The 19,620-nt window shown below is 68.6% G+C and carries 17 protein-coding genes and 1 riboswitch; of the genes, 8 read left to right on the forward strand and 9 right to left on the reverse strand.

Features of this window, described 5'->3' with window-relative positions; translation table 11 throughout:
* Positions 1 to 43: 43 nt before the first annotated feature.
* From MUB56_RS15780 to MUB56_RS15800, 5 genes are all read right to left on the reverse strand, one after another.
* Positions 44 to 373: a carboxymuconolactone decarboxylase family protein gene (locus MUB56_RS15780; RefSeq protein ID WP_244927962.1), complete on the reverse strand. Its 330-nt coding sequence runs from the start codon at positions 371 to 373 to the stop codon at positions 44 to 46.
* Positions 374 to 451: 78 nt separating this feature from the next.
* The gene (locus MUB56_RS15785) at positions 452 to 1,312 is read right to left on the reverse strand and encodes a YhjD/YihY/BrkB family envelope integrity protein (RefSeq protein WP_244927963.1); all 861 of its coding nucleotides are present in this window, start codon (positions 1,310 to 1,312) and stop codon (positions 452 to 454) included.
* Complete coding sequence (locus MUB56_RS15790) at positions 1,309 to 2,430, reverse strand: AI-2E family transporter (RefSeq protein ID WP_244927964.1); 1,122 nt, start codon at positions 2,428 to 2,430, stop codon at positions 1,309 to 1,311. The genes MUB56_RS15785 and MUB56_RS15790 overlap by 4 nt, the downstream gene beginning before the upstream one ends.
* Before the next feature lie 38 nt (positions 2,431 to 2,468).
* On the reverse strand, positions 2,469 to 2,906 hold the full coding sequence (locus MUB56_RS15795; protein ID WP_244927965.1) for a hypothetical protein: 438 nt from the start codon (positions 2,904 to 2,906) through the stop codon (positions 2,469 to 2,471).
* Between the two features lie 116 nt (positions 2,907 to 3,022).
* Positions 3,023 to 3,562 carry a potassium channel family protein gene (locus MUB56_RS15800; RefSeq protein ID WP_244927966.1) on the reverse strand — a complete coding sequence of 180 codons (540 nt, stop codon included), beginning with the start codon at positions 3,560 to 3,562 and terminating at the stop codon, positions 3,023 to 3,025.
* A gap of 165 nt (positions 3,563 to 3,727) precedes the next feature.
* Between MUB56_RS15800 and MUB56_RS15805 the strand changes: the two genes are divergently transcribed.
* Positions 3,728 to 5,962 carry a LuxR C-terminal-related transcriptional regulator gene (locus MUB56_RS15805; protein ID WP_244927967.1) on the forward strand — a complete coding sequence of 745 codons (2,235 nt, stop codon included), beginning with the start codon at positions 3,728 to 3,730 and terminating at the stop codon, positions 5,960 to 5,962.
* A 5-nt stretch (positions 5,963 to 5,967) separates the two neighbouring features.
* On the opposite strand, the gene MUB56_RS15810 is transcribed toward MUB56_RS15805, so the two are convergent.
* Positions 5,968 to 6,321 (reverse strand): carboxymuconolactone decarboxylase family protein, encoded by a 354-nt coding sequence (locus tag MUB56_RS15810; protein WP_244927968.1) that lies wholly within the window; start codon positions 6,319 to 6,321, stop codon positions 5,968 to 5,970.
* A gap of 255 nt (positions 6,322 to 6,576) precedes the next feature.
* Between MUB56_RS15810 and MUB56_RS15815 the strand changes: the two genes are divergently transcribed.
* Genes MUB56_RS15815 through MUB56_RS15825 form a run of 3 tightly spaced genes read left to right on the forward strand, consistent with a single transcriptional unit; the run spans position 6,577 to position 10,573 of the window.
* Positions 6,577 to 8,103: a DUF1254 domain-containing protein gene (locus MUB56_RS15815; protein WP_244932425.1), complete on the forward strand. Its 1,527-nt coding sequence runs from the start codon at positions 6,577 to 6,579 to the stop codon at positions 8,101 to 8,103.
* Between the two features lie 40 nt (positions 8,104 to 8,143).
* Positions 8,144 to 8,875, forward strand: coding sequence for a ZIP family zinc transporter (locus tag MUB56_RS15820; RefSeq protein WP_244927969.1), 732 nt, complete (start codon positions 8,144 to 8,146; stop codon positions 8,873 to 8,875).
* 54 nt (positions 8,876 to 8,929) lie between these two features.
* Positions 8,930 to 10,573: a SulP family inorganic anion transporter gene (locus MUB56_RS15825; RefSeq protein WP_244927970.1), complete on the forward strand. Its 1,644-nt coding sequence runs from the start codon at positions 8,930 to 8,932 to the stop codon at positions 10,571 to 10,573.
* Positions 10,574 to 11,029: 456 nt separating this feature from the next.
* Here the strand turns inward: MUB56_RS15825 and MUB56_RS15830 are convergent, their stop codons facing one another.
* A complete protein-coding gene (locus MUB56_RS15830) occupies positions 11,030 to 13,084 on the reverse strand; it encodes a phage holin family protein (protein ID WP_244927971.1) in 2,055 nt (684 codons plus the stop codon).
* A gap of 791 nt (positions 13,085 to 13,875) precedes the next feature.
* Positions 13,876 to 14,211, reverse strand: coding sequence for an SDR family NAD(P)-dependent oxidoreductase (locus MUB56_RS15835; RefSeq protein WP_244927972.1), 336 nt, complete (start codon positions 14,209 to 14,211; stop codon positions 13,876 to 13,878).
* An 81-nt stretch (positions 14,212 to 14,292) separates the two neighbouring features.
* Between MUB56_RS15835 and MUB56_RS15840 the strand changes: the two genes are divergently transcribed.
* From MUB56_RS15840 to MUB56_RS15850, 3 genes are all read left to right on the forward strand, one after another.
* The gene (locus tag MUB56_RS15840; protein ID WP_244927973.1) at positions 14,293 to 14,862 is read left to right on the forward strand and encodes a MarR family transcriptional regulator; all 570 of its coding nucleotides are present in this window, start codon (positions 14,293 to 14,295) and stop codon (positions 14,860 to 14,862) included.
* Positions 14,863 to 15,071: 209 nt separating this feature from the next.
* Positions 15,072 to 16,784 carry a M28 family peptidase gene (locus tag MUB56_RS15845; RefSeq protein WP_244927974.1) on the forward strand — a complete coding sequence of 571 codons (1,713 nt, stop codon included), beginning with the start codon at positions 15,072 to 15,074 and terminating at the stop codon, positions 16,782 to 16,784.
* 263 nt (positions 16,785 to 17,047) lie between these two features.
* Positions 17,048 to 17,905: a TIGR03620 family F420-dependent LLM class oxidoreductase gene (locus MUB56_RS15850; protein ID WP_244927975.1), complete on the forward strand. Its 858-nt coding sequence runs from the start codon at positions 17,048 to 17,050 to the stop codon at positions 17,903 to 17,905.
* 54 nt (positions 17,906 to 17,959) lie between these two features.
* Here MUB56_RS15850 and MUB56_RS15855 read toward each other — a convergent pair whose 3' ends face one another.
* Complete coding sequence (locus tag MUB56_RS15855) at positions 17,960 to 18,742, reverse strand: helix-turn-helix transcriptional regulator (RefSeq protein ID WP_244927976.1); 783 nt, start codon at positions 18,740 to 18,742, stop codon at positions 17,960 to 17,962.
* 143 nt (positions 18,743 to 18,885) lie between these two features.
* On the opposite strand from MUB56_RS15855, the gene MUB56_RS15860 reads away from it, so the two are divergent.
* Positions 18,886 to 19,251, forward strand: coding sequence for a nuclear transport factor 2 family protein (locus MUB56_RS15860; RefSeq protein WP_244927977.1), 366 nt, complete (start codon positions 18,886 to 18,888; stop codon positions 19,249 to 19,251).
* A 134-nt stretch (positions 19,252 to 19,385) separates the two neighbouring features.
* Positions 19,386 to 19,578, forward strand: a riboswitch (cobalamin riboswitch).
* Positions 19,579 to 19,620: the final 42 nt, after the last annotated feature.

Consider the following 19,620-nt stretch of genomic DNA (forward strand, 5'->3'; position numbering starts at 1 on the left):
CCCGCGCGCCCGTCTGGGGTGCACGGGCCGTCGTCGTTCGTTCTCAGGCCTCGTCTTCCAGCTCCTCCGCGATCACCTCGATGGCGACACCGAGCGCGAGCACGATGCGACCGGTGGCCGCGACGACCCGCGAGGTCCCGACGATGGGTGCGATGGCGGCGAGGACGCCGCGCACGTCCTCGGCATCCAGGCCGGCCTCTCCGGCCGCGGCCAGGTTCAGCGCGTAGGACGCCGACGGTGCACCGCTCGCCACCAGAGCGGCGAGCCGGACGAGCATCAGCGCCTGCTCGTCGAGGCTGGAAGCGTCTAGCGAGTCCGCGGTCATGCTGGCCAGCAGGTCGACGATGGGGGTTTCTGACGTGGTCTCCGACATGGTTTCTCCTGGTGAAGGCGGGGGCGGCGACGTGTTCGACGCCAGGTCCTACCTTTCGCCTCGTGGCGGCCGGAGACATCACGCAGAGTGCGCGATTCCGTCCTCGGTCTTCGTGGCCCTCGTACGCCGGATCCACTGGCCGAACGTGCCCTCGTCCGTGGCGATCACCTGACCGAGGACGGCTGTTGCCAGGAAGCAGAGAGAAGCGGTGTAGAGACAGGCCAGGTAGGTGAAGGCGACCCCGATCGGGCCGTAGCGGTCCGCGCTGACCTCGAGCGCGTTCGGCAGCCAGGCAGCGGTTGCCGGGCGGACGGTGAGCATCAGCAAGGCAAAGAGCACGGCCCCGGGCGCCAGCATCCGCGGACGAACCTCGCCGGCCAGCAGCACCCACGGGACGAACAGCGCGACGGCGAGGTTGAGGGTCACGGTCGCGATCAGGGGGAGCGCCTCTCGGAGCGGGTGGATGTCGAACGGCTCGCTCGCAGCGCGCACGGCGACGAGGGCGAGGGTGAGCACCAGGACGGCGGCCAGCCACCGCCACGCCGAACCCAACCCGCTCTTGGGCTTCGGAGCTGCCCAGATCGCCATGTACGCGCGGATCAGGGCTCGGGACAGGCTGGTCGCCGAGGCGAGCACGATGACGACGCCGACGGCGCCGAAGCTGGCGCTGCCCGAGCCCTGGATCGCGTCCTCGAGCACCGACCGCGTCTCATCGGGGATCCCCATCGCGTCCGCGATCTCGTGGGTGTCCCGGCTGGCTGCCCAGGTCGCGAGCAGGATGAGGATCGGGAACACCGAGGTGAAGAACTGGGCGGCGATCGTCATGGACCGGTCGAACATGTCGAGCCTGAGGAAGGAGTCGAGTCCGTTGACGACGATCCGGCCGAGCCACCGCGTGCGAAGCCAGGTCTGCACGCGGTGCAGTCGCTCCGACATCATCTCGACGAAGGTTGCTCGACTGGTTCCGGTTCGACCTCGGGCTCGACCTCGGCCTCCGGTCTGCCGGAGATGACGGGCAGCGCCCACCAGGTGCGCGGATCGGCCTCGACCAGCAAGGCCTTGGTGAGCAGCGTGAGGGGCACGGCGAGCAGGGCGCCGAGCGGACCGATGACCCAGGTCCAGAACACCAGGGACAGGAAGGTGAGGAGCGCCGAGAGTCCCACGGCGTCGCCGACCACACGCGGTTGGATGACCGACTGGATCAGGAAGTTGATCACGCTGTAGACCACGATCACCGCGATCATCAGGTCGGGTCCGCCCTCGAGGAGTGCGATCAAGGCGGGTGGGATCAGGCCGATGACGAAGCCGATGTTGGGGATGAAGTTGGTGACGAACGCGAGCACCGCCCACACGAACGCTCCTGGGACGCCGATCAGTTGCAGGACGACGCCGTCGATGATCGCCACGACGAGCCCGAACCCCGCCGAGACACCCATGTAGTTGCGGGACCCTCGTGCGAAGTTGTCCAGCGCAGCCACCGGGTCGGGGAAGCGCTTGCCGACAGCCTTGAGGCTCCGGCGGGTGGAGTCGGTGTCGAAGGCCACGAACAGCAAGACGGTGAACACGAAGAAGAGGTTGCTCAACACTCCCAGCGTGCTGGACAGCACCGACATGGCGGCGTCGACGAGCTGTCCCGGGTCGATCGAGCCGGTCGCGGCGTCGATCTGTTCCTGCTTGACACCGAGGTCCCGCAGGCTGTTGCCCACGCTCTCGACGCGATCCTGCATCTGGTCGGTGTACTGCGGGAGAAGGTCAGCCAGCCGAGCTACCGCGACGATCAGGGCCAGGGTGAGGACGACGAGCAGTGCGTAGGCGGCGACCAGCATCACGAGCGAGGTCGCCCATCCCGGAAGCCGGCCCCGGCGCTCGAGCCAGAGGCGGATCGGATGCAGGCTGATCGTGATGACCAGTGCCAGGAAGACCGGCCCGAAGATGTCGGCGACGGACCTGGCGCCGGCCAACACGATCGTGAAGGCGGCTACCCCGAACAGGAGAGTCAGCGCGAACGGTCTGGATCGTCGGACGGCGTCCGCGGCCGACGTCGTTGCAGTCGTCATCGGATCTCCTGTCATGCCTGCAGGTGGGGGTTCGCCGGTCAGCGGGTGACGTCGCGTCCGTGCGCGGCCAGGGCCCAGATGATGAAGACGTCGAGCGCGATGATCGCCAGCGACCAGAACGGGTAGTACGGGATGAAGGCGAAGTTCGACAGGGCACTGAGCACCGCCAAGGTGATGCCGACGACCCGTCCCCAGGTCTTCCCCGACATCACCGCGAAGCCGGCGAAGAGCACCACAAGACCGATCAGCAGGTGGATCCAGCCCCAGCTGGTGGCGTCGAACTGCAACAGGTAGTTGCGGGTGGTCACGTAAAACTCGTCCTGGAAGACGGCGACGACGCCGGCGAGGGTCTGGAACCCCCCTGCCAGGATCATCAAGATGCCGGCGAAGAGGATGAGGCCGGTCGCGAAGGCACTGGGCGGCTCGTCCCGATGGGGCCTCGTCTGGTACGTCGATGCAGGCTGTTGTCCGGTCATGGCCGGGGCTCCTTGGTTCGCATGTGTGGTCGCCGCGCTATTGGGGCGACGGGCATCCCTCATCGAACCCGCCGTCCCCCGCTGATGAATCACGCTCATTGCGTGAAACCCTTCGGTCAGGGCTCTGTCGCGGGGTCCGTCTCGGGGGTGGCCTTGCCACGTTTCACGGCGCCGAGGATCACGTTGATGCCGAGCCCCAGGACCACGAGGTCGAGCAGCATCTGGGTAGTCACGACGAGCCGGGCGGTCTCGCTCTGGGCGGAGATGTCGCCGAAGCCGACCGTGGCGAAGATGGTGACCGTGAGGTAGAGCGCATCGGAGCGGGACAGCGGCTCGGTGAAGGCCGCCTCGTCCTCGGCGCTCAGGGCGACGTAGGTCGAGGCGAACAGCAGCAGGAACAGGGGTGCCGCGGTCGCCAGAGCCTGCACGGCGCGGATGGCAGGGAACGGCGAGCTCTCGATGGCGCGCACCTGCCACGCGGTCATCACGGTCAACAGGATGACCCCGATGACGAGGACGGCGTACACCAAACCCTCCGAGCGCCGATCGAGCGGGAGCAGGTAGAAGAGCCCGACCATGACCAGCGTGCTAGCAAGGGCGTGGAGCAGGCCGCGGGTGATCAGCCATCGGCGCCGACGGTCAGTCAGGTGCTCCATCTGCAGCTCCACATGGTCGTGACGGTTCCTGCCTCCCGGGTGCGGCTGACCCCGATCGCACCCGGGACGCGGGCGCGCCGCATCACGCCGATCACGTGAACTTCCAGCGCGCTCACCCCCTGCGGGTGAGGGCGCCTTCCGGTGCCGCTTCGTAGGCTCGCCACCGTGGAGGACCGCACGGCGGTGCCAGTGGCGCTCGGCCTCGAACGTGCATTGCTCGAGGTCAAGTTCGAGGTCCCTCGACCACGGTCGGGTGCGGTCAGCCGCACTCCGATCATCGAGCCCGCGCGGGCGAGCGACTGCCGTGTGGTCGGGGTGACGGCCCCTGCCGGCTACGGCAAGACGACCCTGCTGGCGCAGTGGGCGCAGACCGAGGAGCGACGAGTCGGCTGGGTGTCCCTGGACCGCTATGACGACGATCCGGCGCTCCTGCTGACGCTGCTGGCCTCGGCCTTCACCCGGGTGTCGCCGGCGAGCTCGGACCTCGTCGCCGACATGGGCGGCCTGTGCGTGGACGTGCTGGGACGAGCTGCGCCCCGCCTGGCGTCGGCGTTCCGGTCGAGCTCCGAGCCGTTCGTGCTCATGCTCGACGACCTGCACGTGCTCCGCACACCTGCCTGCCAGGACGCCCTGGGCGTGGTGGTCGCCGGCATCCCCGACGGATCCCAGCTGGTCGCGGCCAGCCGGGCCGATCAACCCCACCTGGCCCGGCTGCGGTCGTCGGGTGATGCGATCGAGCTCGGAGCCGCGGACCTGGTCCTCGATGTTGCCGGCGCGCAACAGGTCTTCGCCGGGGCGAACGTGGAGGTGTCGACCGAGGTCGTGGCCGACCTGGCCGAGCGCACCGAGGGCTGGCCCGCCGGCCTCCATCTCGCGGCGATGATCGCCCGCCACGACCTCGAGCGGGGCGTCGTCACGGGTGCCGACCGCTATGTCGCCGACTACCTGTACCGCGAGTCGTTGATGCTGCTGCCCAAGAAGCTCCAGCGGTTCCTGCGGCGTACGGCGGTGCTGGACCAGCTGTCTGCACCGTTGTGCGACGCCGTCCTCGGTGACGTCCACAGTCAGGAGCGTCTGCAGGTCCTGGAGTCGTCCAACTCGTTCCTGGTCCCGCTCGACCGGCACCGCGAGTGGTTTCGCTACCACGGCATGTACCGCGAATTCCTCCTCAGCGAGCTCCGACGCGTCGAGCCGGAGGCGATCACCAAGCTGCATCTGCGCGCCGCCGACTGGTACGAGTCGAACGGCTCACCCGCGCTCGCGCTCGAGCACCTGCTGAACACCAGCGAGGTGGACCGCAGCGTCCGGTTGGTGACCGAGCTGATCCTGCCGACCTACAACGCCGGTCAGATGTCGACGGTCCTGCGATGGCTCGCGGCCCTGGGGGACACCGCGATCGAGGGCCATCCACCGCTGGCGGTGCTGGCCGGCTGGGCCACCGCGTTGACCGGGCAGACGGCGGCGGAGAGGTGGGCGGCGACCGCGGACGCGGCGACGTACGACGAGGTGCCCCTGGACGGCACGGCGTCGTTCGAGTCCGCGCGGGCGATGCTCCGCGCCTGCATGTGCCCCGCAGGACCGGAGCAGATGATGGCCGACGCCACCCTCGCCGTGGCCCAGGAACCGCCCTGGAGCCCGTGGCGCGACAACGCCCTGGTGCTGCTCGGGCACGCCCACCTGCTCGCCGGTGACGTCGACGGAGCGCGGGCGATGTTCATCGACGGGGCCGGAACCGGAAGGGCGGTGGGCAACACCGACACCGTGGTCGACAGTGAGGCCGAGCTCGCGCTGCTGGCGATCGACGACCGGGAGTGGCACCAGGCGACCGAGCACGTCGAGCGGGCGCTCGCCCTCATCGACGAGCACCGGCTCCAGGACTATGCCGTCAGCGTGCTCGCCTTCGCGGTGGCGGCTCGCCTCGCGATCCGTCGCGGGGACCTGGCCGAGGCGGACCGGCAGCTGACGCGGGGCATGCGCGGACGGCCCTCGTGCTCGTTCGTCCTCCCGTTCTACGCCGTGCGGGCCCGGGTCCAGCTGGCCAGGGCCCACGCGGCACGGGGCGATCAGGTGGCCGCTCGCCACCTGGTGAGGGAGATCGACGAGATCCTGTTGCGCCGCCCCGCCATGGGCACGCTCCTCGACGAGGTGGCAGCGGTTCGCGAGACATTGTCGGCGAACGCCCTGATCGAGGCGACCGGAGCAGCCCCGCTGACCGGCGCAGAGCTCCGGGTCCTGCCGTACCTGCAGACCCACCTCACGATCGCAGAGATCGGGGAACGCCTCTTCGTCAGCCGCAACACCGTCAGCTCCGAGGTCACCTCGATCTATCGCAAGCTCGGCGTCACCTCGCGCAACGATGCAGTGGAACGCGCCACCTCGATCGGTCTCCTCGGCGGCTAACCGCCTCACCCCTTCGGCAGAGACCCGAAGTCGTCCTCGACATCGTGACCCAGCGCCAGGGCGAGCTGCGGTGCCGCCGTGACGACCCGGGGAAGCCCGATAACCGGTACGACCCCGAGCAGCACCTCAACGATCTCCGCAACCGACGCGCCCGCATCGACCGCCGCATCAACGTGAGCGCCGTAGGAGGGCACCGACCCACCAATCGTCACCAGGGCGGCGAGCCGCACCAGGGCGAGCGTCTTCGGGTCGAGGCCGGCGCCCGAGGTGGGAACGGCGGCGCCGGAGCCGGCCCCCGCATCCGACACCACACGCTCGTCGTGGAGGGAGAGCCGACGCAGCAGGTCGTCGTAGTCCAAGACCCTGTCCTTCCCTGCAGCACGTCCGAGGCCGTCCAGTGAAGCCGCGGCGTCGGTCCGTGCCGATCCCCCCATTGAAGTCGGGACCGTTCTCGCCTGCGTCACGCACATCACGTGAATCGCACGGTCCGCCGGTTCACGCGATCAGCGTGATGCCCCTCGACCCCGAACGAACCTACGTTCCTGGCAGAGACCGAGCCGGAGGAGATCGCCATGCCCGCTGATGTGACCAGGACGCCAGTGCCTGAAACCGTGATGACACCGTCGAAGGTCGAGGCCGCGATCGGAGCGTTGGAGTTCACCGACGGCTATCCGACCGCGAAGGCTGCGGAGACGCTGCGCGACCACCTCGACTACCTGCACGGCGTCGAGGCGTTCATGAACACCATTCAGGGAGTGTCGACCTACGCCATCCGGGAGGGCTTCCTCGCAGCCGGGATCTCGGACGGCGACGTCCTCATCTGCTCGGAGCTGATGGACTCGCGTTCGCTCTTCCTGACTCCGAACGCGGACACGGTCTACTTCTGGACATTCCTCGATCTCACACAGGGACCGCTGGTGGTGGAGACACCGGCCGACACGCTCGGCGCGATCGACGACATGTGGTTCGGCTGGATCACCGACTTCGGCCTCCCCGGCGCGGACCGTGGCCAGGGCGGCACCTACCTCCTGGTCGGGCCCGACTACGACGGACCACTGCCTGAGGGTGGCTACTACGTCCGGCACTCGCGTACCCACCACGTGGACCTGGTGGGCCGGGCGTTCATCAACGAGAACCCCGGCAACAGTCCTGCCCCGACCGTCGACAAGATCAAGGAGCAGCTGAAGATCTACCCCTACGCCGCCGGTGGCGTAGGCAGCAGCATCGGCGCCTACCTGACGGGGAAGGGTCCCCTCGGCCAAGCGGCGGCCCCACGGAGTCCTCGATTCGTGGAGGGGACTGGTCTGGCGATGAACACCCTGCCCCCCGCGGATGCTGGCCACTTCGACCTGCTTGATGCGCTGGTGCAACTGGAGCCGGCCGAGGCCCTCGACACCGAGCTGGCCGGTCAGTTCGCCGCGATCGGGATCGTCAAGGGCGAGAAGTTCGCGCCCGACGCTCGGTTGCGCAAGATCCTCGACGAGGCAGCGGCGGTAGGAAATGCGGCGTCACGAACGGTGGGCATGGGTGCCCATCCGAGCGATGGCTTCCGCTACTACAGCGATGACAGTTCCTGGTGGAACATGCTGTTCGTCGGCGGGTTCGACTTCACCAACCCGCCGCCCGACATCACTGCCGAAGGAGTCAAGCCCTACCCGAACCAGGGCGCCCGTAGGCTCCACTCCCGCACCTCGATGTTCTACACCGCGACCGTGATCACCCCAGCGATGTGCATGCGGCTGACCGGGGTCGGGTCGCAATACCTCATCGCGAACGTCGACGCAGCCGGAGAACCCTTCGCCGGCGCGAAGACCTACCAGGTGAGACTGCCAAAGGACATCCCGGCGGCCCGGTTCTGGTCGCTCACGCTCTACGACAACCAGACCCGCTCCATGCTGCAGACCGATCAGCTCTATCCCCGGGCCGGCAGCCAGGAGTACCCGTCCCCGGCGGCCGAGGCTGATTCGGACGGCAGCACCCTCGTCCACTTCTCGCCCGTTCAGCCCGACGGCGTTCCTCGCGGAAACTGGATCCAGACCGATCCCGAGCGAGGCTGGTTCGTCATCCTGCGGCTCTACAGCCCGCTCCAGCCCTTCTTCGACAAGTCGTGGCGGATCGGGGAAGTCGAGCTGGCGACCTAGCCGGCGAGCGGCGAAAGACGACGATAAGACGAGGCCCGAGATGCTGGAGGCACTGGGTTGGGGACTGCTGGCATCGTCCTCGCTGGTCATCGGTGCGCTGCTCGCGATCTGGCTGCACCTGAGCCTCCGGCTGATCGCGCTGATCATGGCCTTCGGAGCCGGGGTCCTGATCAGCGCGGTCGCCTTCGACCTGATCGAGGAGGCCGCCGAGAAGTCGTCCGGTGACGGCTGGGTCGCGATGGGTCTCTTCCTCGGCTGCGGCGTCTTCTTCGGCGGTGACCGGCTGATCTCCGGCCTCGGCGGGGCCGACCGCAAGGACGCCGACGGGGACCAGGAAGGTGGCTCCCCGCTGGCCATCGTGCTGGGCACGGTCCTGGACGGCATCCCCGAGTCGATGGTGATCGGCCTGACGATCTTCGAGGGCGGCGCGGTCGGTGCCGCCTACCTGGCTGCGGTGTTCATCTCCAACCTGCCCGAGGCGATCTCCTCGACCACGGGCCTGGCGAGCAGCGGCTGGAAGAACTCGCGGATCCTGGGGATGTGGGTCGGTATCGCCGGGGTCTCGGGGCTGGCCTCGGTGGCCGGCTATGGGCTCTTCCAGGACTCCTCGCCCGGCACGGTCGCCTTCGTCCTGGCGTTCGCGGCGGGGGCGATCCTCACCATGCTGGCCAACACGATGATGCCCGAGGCGTACGAGCGTGGCGGCAAGCTGGTCGGGGTCGTCACCACGCTCGGCTTCTCGGTCGCGTTCGCGATCCACAGCATCGGTTGAGGTCCGGTGGACACGGGGTTCTCGGCGGGTTTCCGGTCCTGGGTGCGGTCCGTCATGCCAGAACGCCGGTACGTCGGCAAGGACGCCCTCGCCGGCCTCCCGGGCGCGATCAGCAGCGTGCCCGACGGCATGGCGTCAGCCGTGTTGGTCGGCGTGAACCCCGTCTACGGTCTCTACGCAAGCTTCGCGGGTCCGGTGGCCGGCGGACTGACGTCGAGCACACGGTTGATGGTGATCACGGCGACAACGGCCGCAGCACTGGCCGCCGGCTCGGCGGTGTCGGGGCTGGATAGGGAGGAGCGTCCGGAGGCGTTGTTCCTGCTCACCGTCATGACCGGCCTGGTCATGGTTGCTGCGGGGCTGTTGAGGTTGGGGCGCTACACCCGCTTCGTCTCGCACTCGGTGATGACCGGCTTCCTCACCGGCGTGGCGGTGAACATCATCTGCGGGCAGCTCGGTGACCTGTCCGGTTACGCCGCCGAAGGGGCGAACTCGCTCGCCAAGGCCTTCGACGTCATCACCCATCCTGGCAACATCAACGTGGCGTCGCTGCTGACTGGGATCGGTGCCCTGGTCATCCTCTTCGGACTGGCGCGGACCCGCCTGAACACGGTGAGCGCGCTGGTCGCCCTCGTCATCCCCACCCTCGTCGTGATCCTCACCAGCGCCGACGTGATCCGAGTCGAGGACCAGGGCGCGATCCCGCGGTCGCTGCCGGTGCCATCCTTTCCCGACCTGGGCCTGATCTCGGTCGATCTCGTCGCCAACGCCTTCGCCATCGCGGTGATCGTGCTGGTCCAGGGGGCAGGCGTGAGTGAGTCGGCGCCCAACGCCGACGGTCGGCCCTCGAACATGAACCAGGACTTCCTCGCTCAGGGCGTGGCCAACCTCGCCTCAGGTCTCGTCCGTGGTCTGCCCGTGGGCGGATCGGTGGGGCAAACTGCCCTGAACGTCTCGGCCGGGGCGCGGACCCGGTGGGCGTCCATCCTCGGGGGCCTGTGGATGGGGGTCATCCTGGTCGTCTTCGCCGGAGTCGTCGGGCTGGTCGCCATGCCGACCCTGGCCGCGGTGCTGATCTTCGCCGCTGTCGGGGCGCTCCGCCCGGATCAGGTCGCAACCATCTGGCGCACCGGCCGGATGTCCCAGATCGCGATGGCCGCCACCTTCGCCGCGACCCTGATCCTGCCCGTAGCGACCGCGGTCGCCGTCGGAGTCGTCATCTCACTGCTGCTGCAGCTCAACCGGGAGACCATGGACCTCACCGTCGTCGAGCTCGTCCCCACCGACGACCACCAGTTCACGGAGCAGCCCGACCCGCCGACCCTGTCCAGCCACCAGGTGACCGTCCTCGACGTCTACGGCAGCCTCTTCTACGCCGGCGCGCGCACCTTGCAGGCCCGGCTGCCGGAGGTGGGGGAGTCACGGGCGCCCGCCGTCGTGCTTCGCCTGCGCGGGCGCACCTCGCTCGGCGCGACGTTCTTCCGCGTTGTCGCCGCCTACGCCGAGCAGCTGAGCGCCGCCGGAGGTCGGCTCTACGTGTCCGGACTCGACCCCCACATGGCCGAGCTCCTCGCTCGGACCGTGCCGGTCTCGCTCTCGCCCCCCGATCGGGCCTTCGGTGCCACACCCGTCCTCGGTGAATCGACCTGGGCAGCCCTTCATGACGCCCAAGCCTGGGTCGTCCGGCCCACCACCTGACTTCCCGCACCGTCTGTCAGCACCGGCATCCGACCTAGGAGACCGAATGAGCATCGCTCACAACCCGGCGCCCGCGACGCCGGCAGGAACATCCTCAGCTCGGAGTGGCAGAGCCCTCGCAGCAGCCGTGTGCGTCGTGCTCGCCGGCCTCCTCACCACACCTGCGGTCGTCTCGTACTAGGGACAGCGCGCCCTCAACGACACAGCACGGTACGTCGACACCGTCGGACCACTTGTCGACTCCCCGGCGGTACAGGCCGCGATCGCGACCAAGGTGACGACCGCACTCGAGGAGCAGATGGACGTCGAGGCGATCCTCGACCAGGTGTTCCGGGGTCATCACCGAGCGGCCACGCCCGGAGCTGCTGATGGACCCTTGTCCGGTGCCATCAACGGACTGATCGAGACCCGTGCACCTCGACGAAGAACCACGACGAGCGGCACCGCTGCGGCTGTTCAGGCATGGTCGGCCGTGTGGGACAGGGAGGTGCGGTGGCCGAGCCGCTCGAGCCACCCGACCAGCACCCGGTGCAGGGAGTCGGCACCGACCACCATCTCGTCCGGCACCTCGAACCCGACCGGGTGCACCACCATGGCGCGATCCTGCCACCCGCCGAGACCGCCGTGGCAGCCGACGAGTCCCTCGAACGCCGCCACCTCGCCGAGCTCGTCGAGCAGGCTGTTCACGTAGAGGTCGGGAGTCTCGGCCATGCTCGCGGCCCGGAGCACGAACGCCGCGGCGTAAGGCCCGAAGCGGGCGAGCGGGTCGACGCCGACCACCACCCCGTCGCGGACGCGGTGCTCCCCGCCCGGTCCGAGGGCGACCGGCCCGTGCTCGACGGTGTCGACGACGACGAACCCGACCCCTGGGTGCGCGACCAGCCCGGGGATGAGAGCGGGGAACCGGGCGTCCAGCTCGTCGCGCGCCAGGCGACGCTTCTCGCCCGCCACGTAGACGAGCCCAAGGTTGCCGGAGCCGAAGACCAGGAAGCGGTCGCCCTCGGCCGGAGCCACGTTCTTGACCGGTTCGGGCGTCAGTTGGTCCGAGGCCCGGTCCATGGCGCGCCCGAAGACGGTGTCGGTGTCAGCCGAGCCGGCGACCATCGAGTTCAGCGTTCCGCTGCCCTCGTCGCTCTCGGTGGCGACGACCGAGACATCGGCCAGACGGGCGACCAGGGTGGCCAGGTCCTCGCCGTACCGATCGGCGAAGATCGCACCCTGCGACTGTCCGTGGTCGGAGAGGACGACGATCTCGTAGTGCCGTTCGGCGACCGCGGCGACCTTCTCGATCTGTGCGAGGACCGCGTCGATGCCTTCGAGCGCGGACAGTGACTCCGGTTGGAGGATGCCGGCGTGGTGGGCGACGGCGTCGTAGTCCACGTAGTCGACGTAGATCACACGCCGGCCGCGCAGCATCGCGTCGGTGACCAGCGTGGTGTTGAGGTCGCGCAGCACGCCGCTGATGCCGGCCCGCTCGAGGGTGAAGTCCCAACCCCGGTGCACCCGGGGCCGTACGTCCCGACGTCGCGAACGGCTCGCCTGGAAGCGCTCGCGACCAATCTCGCTGACGGTTCGGGACAGGCTGCGGGCGAACCCGGCCGGTCGGCTCAGGAACTCCGAGATCGTGCGCCGCGCCTCCTTGGTCTCGCGGGTGCGGTCGACCGCGCTCATGGTCGCGAAGGCGGTAGGGGCATCGCCGGTGAACAGGTTGCTGACCGACACCCCGTCGTCGACGAGCAGCCCGCGCCCGTCGGAGTGGAGCGCCTCGATGTCCTTCGCGTCGCCGGGCTTGTTGGCGACGAACACCCGGCCGGTGGGCCGATCGACCCAACGGAACGCCGGGATGCCGTCGATCGTGCCGTGGAGGATGCCCATCTGGCTCGCCGGCGTGGTGGCGGGCAGCATCGGGCGCCACTCGACCATCTGGTGTGACCCGCCGCGGATCCACCGGGAGAGGGTCGGCAGGGTGCCGGCGCGCACGCACCACTCGAGGACCGGGTACGGCACGCCGTCGGCTTGGACGAAGACCACGCCGGGGAGGTCCGGGTCGTCGATGGGGCGGCGGTTGCGCTGGAGACGTTTGCGGCGCAGCAGCGACGCGGTCACCGCGTCGTCGGTACCGGCGGTGGCCACCCACACGAACAGCGTCGCGACGGCAGCGACGATCCAGGACCCGAGGAGCGACCAACCCAGGTCGTCGAGTCCGCCGCCCTGCGGTGCGTAGACGACGATCCAGATCGCGAACGCCTGCGCGAAGAGGCCGAGCAGGACTGCGCCGACCCAGCCCAGCCACACGGCCCCCCGTACCAGCAGGAACCGGCTAGCCGCACCGACGACCGTGATCAGGATCCCCGCGACCAGCGCCTGTTCGAGGTTGTCCACGTCGAAGCCCGGGATGAACCACGACGCGATGATCAACCCGATGCTGGCTCCGGCCAGGCTGATCAGGGCGCGTCCGACGTCGCCCCATCGCAGACCTCGTTCTCGTGGTAGTCGTGCGTCCTCTGCCATGCCGTGACGCTATCGACGGTGCGCGGTTGGCGCTCCGCGCACATTGCGTGAACTGGCCTGCCCAAGACGACTGGCGGACGTCCCCGATTTCTGGGGCTCACAACCTTCCCCCTGGCGCAGGGTCGACCCGACGTGGTGACCTCGCAGTCGCCAAATTGACATCGCCGAGCCTTCGTTCCAACACCGACGCTCGCTTCGCGGCCCGTCGGCTCATGAGTGTCGGACAGGGGACGGTGTGCACCCGTCCCGAGCAAGAGCCAACTGTGATGCCAGCCAGGTCGTCCAATCTGGTGGATGGGCGCTTTCCCGATGGTTGAGCGGGGGCCGGTAGTGGTTGTACTCGTGGACCCATGCTGGCAGCTGCAAGCATGGCTGACTCGGATTTGGAGAGCTCTTTCGACGCCCAGATCTCACGCAGAGTGAGGTGCACGAACGATCATTCCGGTGGTTTGGGGCAGTAGGGCGGGGACCTCCTCGACGTGCTGCCGACGTCGGCGCAGGTGTCGCACCACACGCGCGGCCACTAGAGCTGCCGTTGCCGGTGAGCACGCGCTGTACGGGGGCGTTCGACGACAGTGGTCCCGTTCTCGACCATTGTCGGACGGCCGACAGACCAGTCGCCGCCGTCGGGAGCCGCGGAGCTTCTCGATGTCGACGTTGGATCAAATCGCTGGTCAAGCGCGCTCGCAGCGACGAGTCGATCGCGTCAACGCACTTGTCGGCCGGGCCGGCGCCGCGACCACCGATCAACAGGCCGGTCGCTTCACGGTCGACGACACCTGATCGTCAGGTCAGGCGTCTCGCACGCACCGGAACCCCAGGTGGTTGGTGGAGGACCGCACACCGTGCCCCTGTCGGGCGGCCGGCCGGTAGCGGTGGCAGTACGTCGGCGCGCAGACGTGTGACCCGCCTTTCGTGACCTTGCGGACGGACTCGGAGACGTGCTCGGGGCAGCAGCAGGAGTGCGCTTCCGGATGCTCGTCCACGGCCGCTTCGACCCGATCGACAGTGCGTCCGTTGATGATGACCGACGCCCCCTCTCCGAGGAGCGCCTCGGCGATCACGTAGCCGATTCCCTGTGTCGAGCCGCTCACGAAGGCGGTCTTGCTCGACAGTTGCAGATCCATGTCTTCCTCATCATCCAGTCGAAGTAGGCCGTTGCGCCCGACCTCCTTGTTACTTGCTCCGTCAAGTGAAGGCTAGGTGGGATGACTTTCCTGATCAAGTCATCGAGGCGACGCGAGATCTGGGAGGTCCAGTACTCTGCTGCCATGTCGGACCCCAGCGCCCCCGCAGAGCTCAGCGGTGAAGACCTCGAGACCTGGGCCGCTCTGGCCACCGTTCTGGAGTGGCTTCCAGCCGCGCTGGACACCCAGTTGCAGCGTGATGCCGACGTGACGCACTTCGAGTACGGCGTCTTGTACGCGCTCGCCAACACGCCCGACCGAACGCTCCGGATGAGTGTTCTGGCCAGCCACGCCAACAGCTCGCTGTCCCGACTGTCCCGCGCAGCGTCGCGCCTGGAGACCAAAGGCTGGCTACGACGCGAGACCGACCCCGCAGACGGGCGATACACCCTGGCGATCCTCACCGACAAGGGACTGCAGAAGGTCGACCATGCCACCCCAGGTCACGCAGCCATCGTCCACCGACTCGTTCTCGAACCGCTGACGCAAGCGCAGACGCGGCAACTGCGTGAGATCAGCCGACGTATCGCTCGATCGATCCGCGACGAGGACGGTTGGCAGCCACCCACGAACGCTGCGCGCTCCAATTGACCCCTCTTGAGACCCAGGCAGCCTGGGAGGAGCCATTCCACCGGCGTGCCGGCCACGGCCCGGCGTCCCCAATTCTGGGGATATCTGATTCGTCCGCCCCCGGTGGCGGGCGGTGCGGTGCTCGGCGCCCTGTTCAACCGGGGGCGCGTCGTCCTAGCCTCGCTGGACCCGGTACCCCCCGCCGGGCCTGACGAAGGAGACCGACAACGATGTCCAGATCCCTCAGGGCGCTCACCGCGACAGGTGTCACGCTGGCCGTGCTCGGCGCGGCCGCCACCGTCCCGGTGTACGCCGACCCATCACGCGGCGGCCACCACCACGGCCACGACTCACACGGTTCGGGTCACCACTCGAACAACGACTCCGTCCGCAAGCTCACCAAGGCCGTCACGGTCAAGGGAGTGCTCAAGCATCTCCGAGCCCTCCAGGGCATCGCCGACGAGGACGGCGACCGCGCGGCCGGACGGCCGGGCTACGAGTCCTCCGTCGAGTACGTCGTCAAGAAGCTGCGGCGCGCGGGCTACCGGCCCACGGTTCAGGAGTTCACCTTCGACTACTTCGAGGAGAACTCCGAGCTGATCCGGGTCAGCCCGGATCCCACCGAGTTCGTCGACGAGCAGGACTTCCTGCGCAACACCTTCGACACCGGCTCGCCGGAGGGCACCGCCACCGGCGCCCTGGTCCCGGTCGGCCTGGTGCTCGACCCGACCGCGCCGATCGGCACCAACTCCAGCGGTTGTGAGGTCGAGGACTTCGCCGGCTTCGCCGCGGGCTCGATCGCGCTGCTCCAGCGCGGCACCTGTGGCTTCACCGTGAAGGCGCTCAACGCCCAGGCGGCGGGTGCGGCCGGTGTGGTGATCATGAACGAGGGCCAGCCGGGACGTACCGGGCTGGTCGGCATGATCGGCGACGCGACCGGGCTGACGATCCCCGCGGTCTTCGCGACGTACGACACCGGGGTCAACCTGGCAGGCACGCCGGGCGCCACGGTCACCGTGACGGTCGAGTACACGACCGAGGAGCGCACCAGCTGGAACGTCCTGGCCGAGACCCGCAAGGGCCGCTCGGACAACGTCGTGATGGCCGGAGCCCACCTGGACAGCGTCCAGGACGGTGCGGGCATCAACGACAACGGCTCGGGAAGCGCCGCGCTGTTGGAGGTCGCCGAGGAGATGGCGAAGGTGAAGCCGGCCAACAAGGTCCGGTTCGCCTGGTGGGGCGCGGAGGAGAGCGGCCTGCTCGGCTCCGAGCACTACGTCGCCGAGCTGAGCGAGGAGCAGGCCGAGGCGATCGCCCTCTACCTCAACTTCGACATGGTCGCCTCGCCCAACTACATGTTCGGCGTGTACGACGGCGACAACTCCGGCGGCACCGCGGCCGAGGGCTTCATCCCCGAGGGATCGGCGCAGATCGAGGACGTCTTCGAGAAGTTCTACGCCAGGCGCGGGGAGCCGTTCCAGGACAGCGAGTTCTCCGGTCGCTCCGACTACGGGCCGTTCATCGCGGTCGGGATCCCGGCCGGTGGCCTGTTCACCGGCGCCGAGGGCGTCAAGACCGACGAGGAGGCCGCGCTGTACGGCGGCGTGGCGGGCGCGGCGTACGACCCGTGCTACCACCAGCCGTGCGACAACCTCACCGGAGAGGGCCAGGACGAGGCGCTCTACGACCAGCTCGACGAGGACTACTGGCTCAAGGGCAACATCAACGTGGGTGCGCTGGACGTGAACTCCGACGCGATCGCCACGGCGGTGCTGACCTTCGCCAAGGACACCTCGACGGTCAACGGCGTGGTGACCAAGCCCGGCACCGGCCACGGCCACCACAAGGGCGGCAAGAAGGGCCACGGCAAGAAGTGGCAGTCCTGGCAGCGCCAGGACCACGACCGGCACCACGTCGCCGGTCTGAAGGCCCGCGGGCGGTGAGCCGCTGACCGCACGTCCGCACCAACTGGGGCGCTCGCTGCTCGGTGACCGAGCAGCGAGCGCCGCCGTTGATGCCGGGACCACCGTCGTCGGGTTCCGGAGAAGTACTGGTCTCGGAACCCGTGAGGCAACGCGATGACGTTCTCGACGTACGAGGAGTCCATCTCGCAGAGGAGGCGGGATGTCCTGCGCGGTCCACCCCGGCGATCGGTGGCAGGCCCGTCGGTGGAACAAGATCGGCCACGCAAGAAGTTGTTCACCACATGAGCGACCAAGCAACCCCAGTCTCCCTCGGCACCTACGGCGTGTGGCTCAGCGAGACGATGGTGACCGCCGACATCGCCCGCGGCCTGGAGGCCCACGGCTACGGTGCCCTGTGGCTCGGAAGCGCGAACGGCGAGGTCCTCGAAGGCGCTCGGATCGCACTTGCTGCGACGCAGACCCTCTCGGTCGCCACCGGCATCGTGAACATCTGGACCTCGGACGCCCAGGCCACCGCCGCGGCGTACCACCGCCTCGAGAACCAGGCTCCCGGTCGGTTCCTGCTCGGGATCGGCGCCGGTCACCGCGAGGCCAACGGTGCGCAGGCCGTCAAGCCGTACCAGGCCATGAACGACTACCTCGATGTGCTGGACCGCGAAGGGGTCCCCGTCGACCGGCGCGTCCTCGCCGCGCTCGGGCCGCGGATGCTCCGGCTGTCCGCGGAGCGGGCCGCTGGCGCCCATCCGTACCTGGTGAACCCCGACTACACCCGGTCCGCACGCTCAACCCTCGGCGAGGGTCCTCTGCTGGCGCCCGAGCACAAGGTGGCGCTGGTCTCCGACCGCGGGGAAGGTCTGCGTCGTGCTCGTGAGGGCCTGGCCATCTACCTCGACATGGGGATGCAGAACTATCTCAACAACTTCCGTCGACTCGGGTTCGAGGACGCTGACTTCGTAGCAGGCGGCAGCGAGCGTCTCCTCGATGCCATGGTCGCCCAAGGGACACCGGACGCGATCGCCGCCGAGGTCGATCGGCACCTCGACGCCGGCGCCGACCACGTCCCCCTCCACCCCATCCACGACGCTGTCGAGGTCGTCGACGTCATGGGACAGATCGCCACGGCCCTCCGCTCGCGGTGACCGAGGTGTCGGTCTGGCTCCTCGGTGACGGCGTCGTCGAGATCCCGCTCGACGTCAGGTACGGCCGTGCAAGGCTCGGGCCGTTGCGGCGTCGGCTGGGTAGAAGGACTCGATCGCCAACTCCTCCACTGTGACGTCGGCGGCGGTCTGAACGTACGAAGTGACCGAGAAGAACGCCAGTTCGCCGTCCCCGTTCCTGATCCGCAGTGGTACGACGACCGAGGTGGGAGGCGTATGGTCCACTCCACCCGGCATCGCCAGCAGCTCGGCGTGCAGGCTGACCAGGCGCGGATCGGCAGTCTGTTCGGAACGCCGGCGTAGCTGTTCCAGGACGTGGGCACGCCATTGGCCGAGATTGAGGATGCGCGGCGCCATTCCCTCGGGGTGCAAGCTCAGCCGCAACACGTTGACCGGCGGTTCCAGCAGATGCGCCGCGCATCCGGCAGTGAGCATCGAGACCGCAGAGTTGGCGTCGAGCAGATCCCAGTAGCGGTCGATGACCAGCGCTGGAAACGGATCGTGGCCGTCGAGCACGTGCCGCAGGGCGGCCTGGATGCTGGCAAGCTCGGGCGCGTCCAGTTCGTGTCGCGGGTACACCGGCGCGAATCCACCCGCGAGAAGCAGTTCATTGCGCTCTCGGAGCGGCACATCGAGGTGCTCGGTCAGCCTGAGAATCATCTGCGGCGTCGGCTTGGAACGCCCGGTCTCGACGAAGCTCAGGTGGCGCGTGGAGATGTCGGCCCTGACCGAGAGCTCCAGCTGACTGAGCCGGCGTCGCTCTCGCCAGTCACGTATCAGCTGTCCGACCGGGCGGGTGGTCGTAGCGGTGATGCTCACGCGCTCAAGGTAGTCACCCCTCGGAGGCGGCGCGATTACCCCAGACGTCATGGGGCCCTCATGACCTGCGAGGGAATCGACCAGCCGATTCTCGGCCGCCACGCTCTTGCCACCACCCATCCACTGGAGCGAAGGACTACACCGTGACCGCCCTGATCGAGAACTACCTGAACACCTGGAACGAGACCGACCCCGAGGCCCGCCGGTCTCTGATCGAAGAGCACTGGAGCGCCGAGCCGCTCTACGTCGACCCACTTGTCGTCGCCCGCGGTCGAGACCAGCTCGAGGCCACGATCGAGGCCGTCCAGACGCAGTTCCCCGGCTTCGTGTTCAGCCGCGTCGGTGACGTCGACGCCCACCACGACCAGGCCCGCTTCCGCTGGGGGCTCGGCCCCGTCGACGCGGATCCGCAGGCCGAGCCGCTGGTCATCGGGTTCGACGTCGTCGTCGTCGATCCCGACGGGCGCATCGACTCAGTGCACGGCTTCCTCGACAAGGTTCCGAGCTGAACCTCACCGTCGTACCGAGAATGGCTTGACCGACAGGTCTGTCACGCACCTCGCCGCGGCATCACCGAAACCCGTGGGTGAGTCATCGCGTTCAGGTCGGGTTCGGGCCTTCGTGTCGGCCGCCGAACTGCCGGGGTACGCTCCGAGCAGCCAGTCGTACTCCCCATGGGAGTCAGGGAACCCGGTGCGAATCCGGGACTGACGCGCAGCGGTGAGGGGACGGGCAGGACACGCCGGCAACGGCAGCCACTGGGGCATCAGCCCTGGGAAGGCGTCCTCGCCCGGATGATCCGAGTCCGAAGACCTGCTGGCCCTGACGACGCCCGTCGTCGGGTCATGGTGGGTCCCGCGTACGGGCCCGGACTCCGA

Source organism: Nocardioides sp. W7 (genome assembly GCF_022919075.1).
Lineage (GTDB): Bacteria > Actinomycetota > Actinomycetes > Propionibacteriales > Nocardioidaceae > Nocardioides.